The 9,687-nt window shown below is 63.1% G+C and carries 6 protein-coding genes and 2 pseudogenes; 4 read left to right on the top strand and 4 right to left on the bottom strand.

Annotation, left to right across the window (positions count from 1 at the left end; all coding sequences use genetic code 11):
• A partial coding sequence (locus EN884_RS13540) for an AbrB family transcriptional regulator (protein WP_164895002.1) occupies nt 1–896 on the top strand: 896 nt, incomplete at its 5' end.
• A gap of 7 nt (nt 897–903) precedes the next feature.
• Here EN884_RS13540 and EN884_RS13535 read toward each other — a convergent pair.
• On the bottom strand, nt 904–1,983 hold the full coding sequence (locus EN884_RS13535; protein WP_063170323.1) for a siderophore-interacting protein: 1,080 nt from the start codon (nt 1,981–1,983) through the stop codon (nt 904–906).
• 125 nt (nt 1,984–2,108) lie between these two features.
• Entirely contained in the window at nt 2,109–2,993 is an 885-nt protein-coding gene (locus EN884_RS13530) for a LysR family transcriptional regulator (protein ID WP_013529929.1), read from the bottom strand.
• A gap of 147 nt (nt 2,994–3,140) precedes the next feature.
• Here EN884_RS13530 and EN884_RS13525 point away from each other — a divergent pair.
• Nucleotides 3,141–4,673: pseudogene (locus EN884_RS13525) on the top strand (MFS transporter).
• 23 nt (nt 4,674–4,696) lie between these two features.
• On the opposite strand, the gene EN884_RS13520 reads toward EN884_RS13525, so the two are convergent.
• Nucleotides 4,697–5,473 carry an esterase family protein gene (locus EN884_RS13520; protein WP_063168865.1) on the bottom strand — a complete coding sequence of 259 codons (777 nt, stop codon included), beginning with the start codon at nt 5,471–5,473 and terminating at the stop codon, nt 4,697–4,699.
• A gap of 4 nt (nt 5,474–5,477) precedes the next feature.
• Nucleotides 5,478–6,644, bottom strand: a complete 1,167-nt coding sequence (locus EN884_RS13515; RefSeq protein ID WP_063168866.1) for an ATP-grasp domain-containing protein — start codon at nt 6,642–6,644, stop codon at nt 5,478–5,480.
• Between the two features lie 823 nt (nt 6,645–7,467).
• Between EN884_RS13515 and leuA the strand changes: the two genes are divergently transcribed.
• Both leuA and EN884_RS13500 read left to right on the top strand, forming a co-directional pair.
• Complete coding sequence (gene leuA, locus EN884_RS13505) at nt 7,468–9,207, top strand: 2-isopropylmalate synthase (protein ID WP_032899463.1); 1,740 nt, start codon at nt 7,468–7,470, stop codon at nt 9,205–9,207.
• 183 nt (nt 9,208–9,390) lie between these two features.
• Nucleotides 9,391–9,687: pseudogene (locus tag EN884_RS13500) on the top strand (hypothetical protein); the annotation flags it as partial.

The raw sequence follows: 9,687 nt of genomic DNA, 5'->3' as shown, positions 1-9,687 counted from the left end.
TGCCGCGTCTTCTGTTCGGCGCCGCCCAGGCGATCGTCGGCTGCCTCGTCGCGGCGTCGATCTCGGCCGACATCTTTCCGGTCTTCACCCAGGAATGGCCGCTGTTTCTCGGCGTCGTGGTGGCCACCGTCACAGCCTCCAGCCTGCTCGGCTGGCTGATCAGCCGCTGGCGCATCCTGCCCGGCACCACCGCCGTCTGGGGCTCGTCGCCGGGTGCGGCCACCGCCATGGTGCTGATGGCGGGTGCCTTCGGCGCCGATCAGCGGCTCGTCGCTTTCATGCAATATCTGCGCGTCATCTTCGTCTCGATGACGGCGGCACTCGTTGCCAAGATGTGGGTCGACACGTCTGAGGTCGAAATCCCCGCCATCGTCTGGTTTCCGCCGATCGATGCCCAAGCCTTCGCCGCCACCATCGGCATCGCGGTCGTAGGCGGCCTGGCGGGAAAGTTGTGCCGACTGCCCTCGCCCTTCTTCCTCGGCACCTTCATCTTCGGCACCGTCGTCCATCTCGGCTTGGGCGTGGAAATGCAATTGCCGCAATGGCTGCTGGCCGTCAGCTACGCCATGGTCGGCTGGTCGATCGGCCTGAACTTCACAAGGGCGATCCTGCGCCATGCGGCGCGCGCCTTGCCGCAGATCATCGCCTCGATCGTGGCCTTGATCGCCTTTTGCGGCGGCCTTGCCTTCATGATCAGCCATCTCCTGGGCATCGATCCGCTGACCGCCTATCTGGCGACCAGCCCCGGCGGCATGGACAGCATCGCCATCATCGCTGCAGCAGCGCAGAACGTCGACATCTCTTTCGTCATGGCGCTGCAATCAGCACGCTTCCTGATCGTGCTGCTGATCGGCCCGAGCGTCGCGCGGCTGGTGGCGAGAAGCGTCAGGCAATAGGCAGCGGCTAGTCCTCGCCGCCCTCGCCCACGCTGTGCGCGTCCCGGCGCCAGTAGGCCGTAACCAGGTGGCGGTCGCGCGGCAGGCCCCACTGTTTGCGCACGATCTTGCGGATCTCCCGGAAATCGCCAAATTCGCAACCGACCCAGACGTACAGGCCGTCGGCAAGCGCCATGTGCTTGCGCTCGCGCAAGGCGGCGGACAACAGGCCCGCGGTGCCGGCCTCGCGGCCGTGCCGGTAAAGCCAGGTGATGTCGATATTATCCCCTTGCGCCAGCGCCATCCGGTCGTCCGGCCCATCGATCTCGATCAGCGCCTCAGCGCGTGTTGACGGCGGCAGATCTTCCAGAATCCTGCCTATGGCGGGAAGTGCTGTGTCGTCGCCGAGCAGAAGCAAGGTCTGCGCCACCGGAGCGTCGCCGCCACCGGGTCCGATCATGCCGATGACATCTCCCGCCCGTGCATTTTGCGCGAAGCTGGCGGCGGGCGTCTCCTGGCCGGGGTGCAGCACGAAATCGACATCGAGCCAGCCGCTTGCGGCATCCAGCGCCCGGATCGTGTAGACCCGCACGGCAAGAGCATCGTCGCCCGAAGGCCAGACAATCAGGCCGTCGGCGCCCATCGTCGGCCAGAGCGGCTGGCGGCCAGCCGGCGGCAGCAGCAGCCGCATGTGCAGGCCGCCATGGCTGAACCGGCCGAGATCCTTGCCGGCGAAGCGCAGACGCTGCATATGCGCCGAAATCCGCGTCGACGACATCACCGTGATCTCGCGGAAGAAGACCGGCGTGCCGGCGTCAACGCCGTCGCCTTGCCAATGAATGCCCCTGGTCGTGCCGAGATGTTCGGCGACATGGCCGGCAACCGTCATCTTCATGTAGGACAGGCAGGTTTCGTCGGACGCCGCGACGCGGATCAGTACGCTTTCATCATCGAGCGTGGCGCTCAACGAACCATAATAGAGGCGAAGCTCCCATTGGTCGGCGACGCCGGTGTCGATCTCGAATTCGCTGTGCTCGGCGCGCAGCCGGTCCATCACCGACCTGATCGCCGCGTCGCTGATCCGGGTTTGCGCGCTCAATTGGTCCATCATTCAAGTCCTATGCAACAGTTCGGGGCAAGCGCCGCAGCGCCCCCGCGGTCAGCGGCATGCCACAGCCGCTCAAGCGCTTCCACACAAACATGACTATCACTGTCATATTATGCGATGAACGCCTAGCGCGCCGCAAGGCGATCGGGAAGGAAATCGACGAACACGCGCACCTTCGGCGACAAATGGCGGTTGGAAGGCCACAGCATCCGGAACTGGCCACGGCCGTCGACATGACCGTCGAGAACGGTACGCAGCCTGTCTTCGTGCAGCGCCTCACGCACCAGGAAATCCGGCATGCAGGCGATGCCGAGGCCGGCGATCGTGGCGCCCTTCAATGCTTCCATGTTGTTGCAGGTCAGCATCGAGCGGATCTGCGGTTCAGCGCTTCCGGTTATGAACGGCCACTCCAGCAGCCTGCCGCTGTTGAGGAAGCGGAAGTTTATGCCGAAATGCCTGATGAGATCCGCCGGCTCGCCGGGTGTGCCATGGCGCTCGAGGTAGGAGGGCGCCGCGCACAGCAGCATGCGGAAGGGCGCAACGGGTCTCGACACGAGGCGCGAATCAGGCAGCTCGCCGCTGCGGATCGCGACATCGATGCCCTCGTCGATGACGTCGACGATCCGGTCGTTGAAATCGATGTCGAGTTCGATCTCGGGATAGCGGGCCATGAACTCCGACAACACCGGCAGCAACAGATGATAGGTGACGATCGGGGTGGATATGCGCAGCCGCCCACGCGGTGTTTCCCGTGTCCGCGACAGCATCGCCTCGGCATCGTCGATGTCGTCGAGGATGCGGCGCACCCGCTCGTTGAACAGCTTGCCCTCTTCCGTCAGGCCAATGCGCCGCGTGCTGCGCTGCAGGAGCCGCACGCCGAGTTCCTGCTCGAGCCGGGCGACACTTTTGCCGACAGCGGAAGCCGAGATGCCAAGCGCCCGTCCGGCAGCGACGAAATTGCCGAATTCGGCGGTGCGGGCAAAGGCCAGGAGCCCGTTGAGACGATCCATCGTGTCATTCCATTCGAGCGTTTCAGTCCGATATACCAGGAGATATAACACTATTCTTCCTGAAATGCCGACGACCTATCTTGTCATCACGACCGGCTCCGCAATCGCGCGGCCCACCGGCGAGTGCTGTTTCAGATAGGAAAATCCATGACTTCCAGGACCACAACCGGCTCTGCCGAGAGATGGCTCGTGCTCTTGTCCGTGTGCCTTGCCGCGATGACGATGCCATTGACCTTCACCGGTCCGGCCGTCGCTCTGTCGCGCATCGCGGCCGATCTCGGCGGCAGTCCCATCGAGCTCAACTGGGTGACCAACGCCTTCATGCTGACCTTCGGCGCCACCCTGATGGCGTCGGGCGCCCTGGCCGACAACCACGGCCGCAAGCGCCTCTTCCTCGTCGGCCTCTCCCTCTATATCCTGGCATCACTGGGCGCGATGCTGGCGCCGGACATCATCTGGTTCGACATCTTCCGGGCCGTGCAGGGGATCGGCAGTGCGGCCGCCTTCGCTGGCGGCGCCTCGGCACTCGCCCAGGAATTCGAAGGGCCATTGCGGCTGCGCGCCTTCAGCTTCCTCGGCACCAGTTTCGGCATCGGCCTCGCCTTCGGCCCGATCGCGTCGGGCCTGCTTATCTCCGCATTCGGCTGGCGGTCGATCTTTCTTCTGGTTGCGGCACTCGCGATTGCCGCCGCCATGCTCGGCCTGCGCACCATCAGGGAATCGCGCGACCCGGATGCGACGGGCCTCGACTGGGCGGGAGCCGGCACCTTCACGATCGCGCTGGCGTCGCTGACCTATGGCGTGCTCCAGGCGCCGCAGAGCGGCTGGGCTGATCCCCTCGTCGTCACGCTTCTGGCCGCTTCTATCATCTGTTTTGTCGCCTTCGTCGTTGTCGAGCGGCAAGCACAACGGCCGATGCTCGATCTCACGCTGTTTGCCTACCCCCGCTTCGTCGGCGTCCAGTTCCTGGCTGCGGCACCCGCTTACGCCTTCGTCGTCCTGCTCGTCCTGTTGCCGATCCGTTTCATCGGCATCGAAGGGATGAACGAGATCAAGGCCGGGCAATTGATGATCTGCCTCTCAGGTCCGCTGCTGATCCTGCCGATGCTCGCCGGCCAGCTGGCGCGCTGGATCGCACCGGCCACCATCTGCGGTGTCGGCCTGCTCGTCGCTGCCGCCGGGCTTGTCTGGCTGAGCCTGACACCACCGGTCGATAGTGCGCTGATGGCGCCGCTGATGCTGATCGGCGTCGGCATCGCTCTGCCCTGGGGATTGATGGACGGGCTTGCGGTCAGCGTCGTGCCAAGGGAGCGCGCCGGCATGGCGGTCGGCATCTTCAACACCACCCGCGTCGCCTGCGAGGGTGTGGCGCTGGCGATCGTCATGGCGACGCTTTCCGGCTTTGCCGCCGCGCAGCTCGCCGCATAAGGAATGGCATCTTCGACGGACGCAGCGGCGGCAGCCCAGTTGCTGGTGACCGGCAATCTCGGCGAAGCAGCACAACATTTGCCCCAAGCCGGAGCCATTGTTCTGGTCCAGGCCTACGAGACGGCGTTCGACAGGCTGCTGATCGTGTTGGCGGCGATCACCGTCGTCACCGCCCTTGTCGTCTTCCTTGGCCTGCGTCGCGTATCGGCTTCGGAGCGCGAAACCGCCCTGCCGGCATGCCAGGAAGGGTAGCCGTCAGCGGACGGGCCTCCCTATCAATCCAGCCTGTGCATCAGGTCGTCATCCAGCCAACGGCCGAAGAAATAGACCAGTTGCTTGTGCCACCACGGCCAGTCGTGGCTGACATCGCCGCCCCAGTAATCGACCCAGGCGGGAATGGATTTGTCGCGCAGGATCTGTTCCAACCTGCGCGTCTCGACCAGCATCCGCTCTTCCCAGGCGCCCTGCCCGCAGCAGAAGATCAGCCTGAGCGTCTTCAGCCGGGCCAGCAGTTTGGGATCGACGATGCCGGGCAGATAGTCGAGCGGCGAGTTGTAGAAGATATCGCCCTCGAGCGCCCTGCCGAAAAAATCGCGCGCCGAATAGACGCCCGACAGCGCGATGACGCCGCTGGCGAGTTCGGGAAAGCGGAAGACGAAGTTCGAGGAGTGATAGCCGCCCATCGAACAGCCCGAGAACAGCGGCTTCAGCTTGCGCCCGCCATTGGCCTGCTCGGCCGTGGACAGGAAGTCCGGCAGCGCTTCCTCGCGCACATAGCGGAAATAGGCCTCGTGGCGGGCAATGCGATGGGCCGCGTCGGCATGCTTGTCGAAGAAGGATTCCGAATCGACGCCGTCGACCGTGAACAGCTGGATGCGGCCGGTGTCGATGAATTCGGCCAGTGCGCCCACCCCGCCGGAATCCTCGAACTGGTAGAACCGGCCCTGCGAGGTCGGAAACACCACCACCGGCCGGCCGGCATGGCCGTAGCGCTTGTATTCCATGTCGCGGCCGAGTTGGCTCGAGAAATTCTTATGATAGGAAATGTCCATCGCCTCACGCCTTTTCCGCGTGGATGTACGCGACCGCTTCGCGCAGCGCTGCTTCGTCTTTCGAGCGCATCTGGTAGGCGTAATTTCCCATGGCGCGGCTGAAAACCTCTTCGATGGCCTGATGGTGGACGATCTTGTCGCGGTGCGCGGCTAGCACGTCCTCATGGCTGTGCAAATAGTGGAGGCGTCGCTTGCGGCTGGCATAGGCGGTGAAATATTTGCCCTCGTAAGGGCCGCCGGCGGCATCCCTGACCACCATGTCGGCCCACGCCGCATAGACATCGATGTCGAACGTATAGTTGATCGCATCGGTCATCCAGGCGCCGGGCGGGCGCATGTTGACCTCCAGCGCGATGACACGGTCGTCCTTGGTCTCGAACAGCTCGATGTGGAAGAAGCGTTCACGCACGTCGAATGCTTTCAGGATCTTTCGACCGGCCTCCTCGACCGCCGGGTTGATTCTGGGAAAGCAGGTATAGCTCATGTGGCGGTCCTTGTTGACCACCTCCATGACGCTCTGGTCGTAGCGGTGGCTGGCCGCCAGCACCACCTCGCCGTCGCGGTTGACCAGCCCGTCATAGGTCACCACCAGCCCCTCGATGAACTGCTCCATGACGAAGGTCACGTCCTCGGGCTTGTCCCGGAAGAACTGGTCGAGCTCCTTGGCGTTGGAGATCTTGAAGGTGTTCGATGCGCCGGAACCGCTGTCGGGCTTGACCACCACCGGATAGCCAACGCGCCGGATGAAGGTCATGGCCCCGGCGCGGTCGGAACATTTGCGCTGCGCGATGGTGTCGACGCCGCTCTTGCGGAAGAAGGCACGCATGCGGCTCTTGCGCTTCAGGTTCTTCACGAAATCGAGCTTGGTGCCGTAGATGTTGAAATCGGTGCGGATGTTGGCTTCCAGCTCCAGCCAGTGTTCGTTGAGCGATTCAAAGCGGTCGATGCGGCCCCACTTGTGGATGAAATGCCCCATTGCCCGGAACACCGGATCATAGTCCTCCATGTCGGCGACACGGTAGTACTCGCTGAGCGCCGCCTTCAGCTTGGCGTCGAGCGCGTCATAGGGCGCGTCGCCGATACCGAGCAGCCTGGCCCCGGCCTTCTTCAAACGGTCGCAGAAATCCGCGCCATTGGCGGGAAAATGCGGCGAGAAGAACACGAAATTCATGGACGACCCCTCCCGGCGACTGGACATCGCAACCCGTCGCCCAAGTCTGGCGCATTTGCCGCGCCTGGGGAAGAGCACGCGCGTCGGGGTGCCGCCCGTCTCAACCAGCCGACAGACAAATCGGACAACTCATCTGCTGCCTAATCCGGACGACTGCTTACGACACGGCCTGCCGAACTCAGCTGAACAAAGGCCTGGCGGCGGCAGTCAGTTCGGCGGTGTTGGCAGCCTTTGTGCCGAAAGTTTTTAATGATAGGAATTTTTTCTTGACTCCCTGCCCTCAGCTAAGGTACATTTTCATCCATGGTGCTGATTTGCGCCAGTGACCCGCCGCACAGGCGGGTTTTTCGTTTGACGCTTCGTCGGCCAACGCGCCGGCAAAGGCTCCGAAGAAGCCCGTTAACCCGGATTCGTTGTCCTGCACGGCCTGCGGCCCGCTTCATCCCCAGCCTCCATTCGCTGGCTATGAAACCGGACAACTCACGTGCTAATCCGGACAACTCATGTGCTTACGACACGGCCCGCGGCCCACTTGCCTCCCACAAGCCGCTCCTGTAAGAGAACCGCCATGAACACGCGCGCCAGCAACGCTTCCCGTCCGACCGGTTTTTCCGGCGAGACCGTGCGCGCGCTGGCTTCGACCCTGCTTCTTCTCGGCCTTATCGGCGATCGCCGGGTTCGCTGAAGGAGCGCCCGGCGGTCGAACCGCCGCGCAAGCGCATGCTCCTTGGCAATCACATCAAGCGAACGAAATTCTGGTAAAGGCGCCGCTCGCCATCAATCCACCTGAAGGTGGATCCATGAGCCGCCGGGAGAAACGACGATGAACGCACGAGAAGAGATCCGCTCCGATGCCGCGGTAGCCGACACGGATTCGGCCAAAGGCATGCCCGACGCGGCTCGCAAATATCAGCCCTATCCGACCGTCGGTCTCACCGATCGCACCTGGCCCTCGAAGGTTATCGACAAGGCGCCGATCTGGTGCTCGGTCGACCTGCGCGACGGAAACCAGGCGCTGATCGATCCTATGGGCCATGAGCGCAAGGCACGCATGTTCGGCCTGCTGCTCGACATGGGCTTCAAGGAGATCGAGATCGGCTTCCCGTCGGCATCGCAGACCGATTTCGACTTTGCCCGCTGGTGCATCGAGGAAGGCAACGTACCCGCCGATGTCTCGCTGCAGGTGCTGGTGCAGTGCCGGCCGGAGCTGATCACCCGCACCTTCGAGGCGCTGAAGGGCGCCACCAACCCGATCGTCCATTTCTACAATTCGACCAGCGAATTGCAGCGTCGCGTCGTCTTCGAGAAGGACGTCGGCGGCATCAAGCGGATCGCCACCGACGCCGCCAAGATGATCACCGACATGGCGGCCAAGGCCGGCGGAGGCTTTCGTTTCGAGTATTCGCCGGAAAGCTTTACCGGCACCGAGCTGGAAGTTGCGCTGGAGATCTGCAACGCCGTCACCGAGATCGTCAGGCCGACCGCTGACAACAAGCTGATCATCAACCTGCCCTCGACGGTCGAGATGTCGACACCCAACATCTATGCCGATCGCATCGAGTGGATGTGCCGCAACCTCGACAACCGGGAGAACCTGCTGGTCTCGCTGCATCCGCACAATGACCGCGGCACCGGCATCGCCACCACCGAGCTCGGCCTGATGGCCGGCGCCGACCGTGTCGAAGGCACGCTGTTCGGCAATGGCGAGCGCACCGGCAATGTCGACATCGTCACGCTGGCGCTGAACATGTACACGCAAGGTGTCGATCCGTTGATCGACTGCTCGGACATCAACCGGATGAAGGACGTCTATGAATATTCGAACCAGTTGAAGATCCCCGAGCGCCACCCCTATGTCGGCGAACTCGTCTACACCGCCTTTTCCGGTTCGCACCAGGATGCCATCAACAAGGGCATGAAGGCGCTGAAGAAGGCCAATACGAGTCTGTGGGAAGTGCCCTATCTGCCGATCGACCCGGCCGATGTCGGACGCAGCTACGAAGCCATCATCCGCATCAATTCGCAGTCCGGCAAGGGCGGCATCGCCTATGTGCTGCAGGCCGATTACGGCCTCAATTTGCCGCGCAACCTGCAGATCGAGTTCAGCCAGGAAATCCAGGCGATCACCGATGCCGAGGGCAAGGAAGTGCCGGCCAGGCGCATCTACGAGCGCTTTCTCGAGACCTATGTCGACCAGCCCGGCGCGCGGCTGAAATTCCTCGATCACCACACCTATCCCAGCACCGAGATCAAGGGCCGGCGCGTCGTCGAGGCGGTCATCCTCGACAACGGCAAGGAACTGACGATATCGGGCACAGGCACCGGCCCGATCGACGGCTTCGTCGATGCGCTGTCACGTCATCTCGGTGTCGAGATGTCGGTGCTCGACTATTCCGAGCACTCGATGCAGCGCGGCTCGAACGCGTCGGCCATTTCCTATGTCGAGATGGAATATCCCGGCGGCAAGCTGTTCGGCGCAGGCATCAACACCAACATCGTCGCCGCCTCGCTGGAAGCAGTGATGTCCGCCGCCAACCGTATCGTCGGCAAAAAAGCCGGCTGACGCCCGACGGGAACAAAGATCGGAACCGTCCAATCTGGTGATCGGTTCCGACCTTTCGGGCCGTTAACCACCGCGGAATTATCCGGTGGGTACGTGATCGCATAATGGGGTGTATACTTGTGTGGTGGTGCGGGACCTATATGATCGCGCCTCAACCTGTGCCGACTTCGAGAGGATCGACACTTGCAGCATGCCACGCCTGCCGCCCCCGCAGTGCGCGAGACACTGGAGCGACTGCTTGCCAGCCAAACGTTCGGCCGATCCGAACGCGCGCGCAAGCTGCTACGCTATCTTGTCGAACGTGAACAGGCCGGCGAAGCCGACAGGCTCAAGGGCTTTTCCATTGCCATGGATGTTTTCGGCAAGGACGGCGATTTCGACCCGTCCACCGATGCCGTGGTGCGGGTGCAGGCAGGCAGGCTGCGCGAGCTTCTGCAGCACTATTTCGCCAATGAGGGAATTGCCGAACCGGTCCGCATC

This window comes from Mesorhizobium sp. M7A.F.Ca.AU.001.01.1.1 (assembly GCF_004022735.1).
GTDB lineage: Bacteria > Pseudomonadota > Alphaproteobacteria > Rhizobiales > Rhizobiaceae > Mesorhizobium > Mesorhizobium ciceri.
Note: the sequence above shows the minus strand (reverse complement) of the source record. Positions and strands in the feature narration are given on the sequence as shown.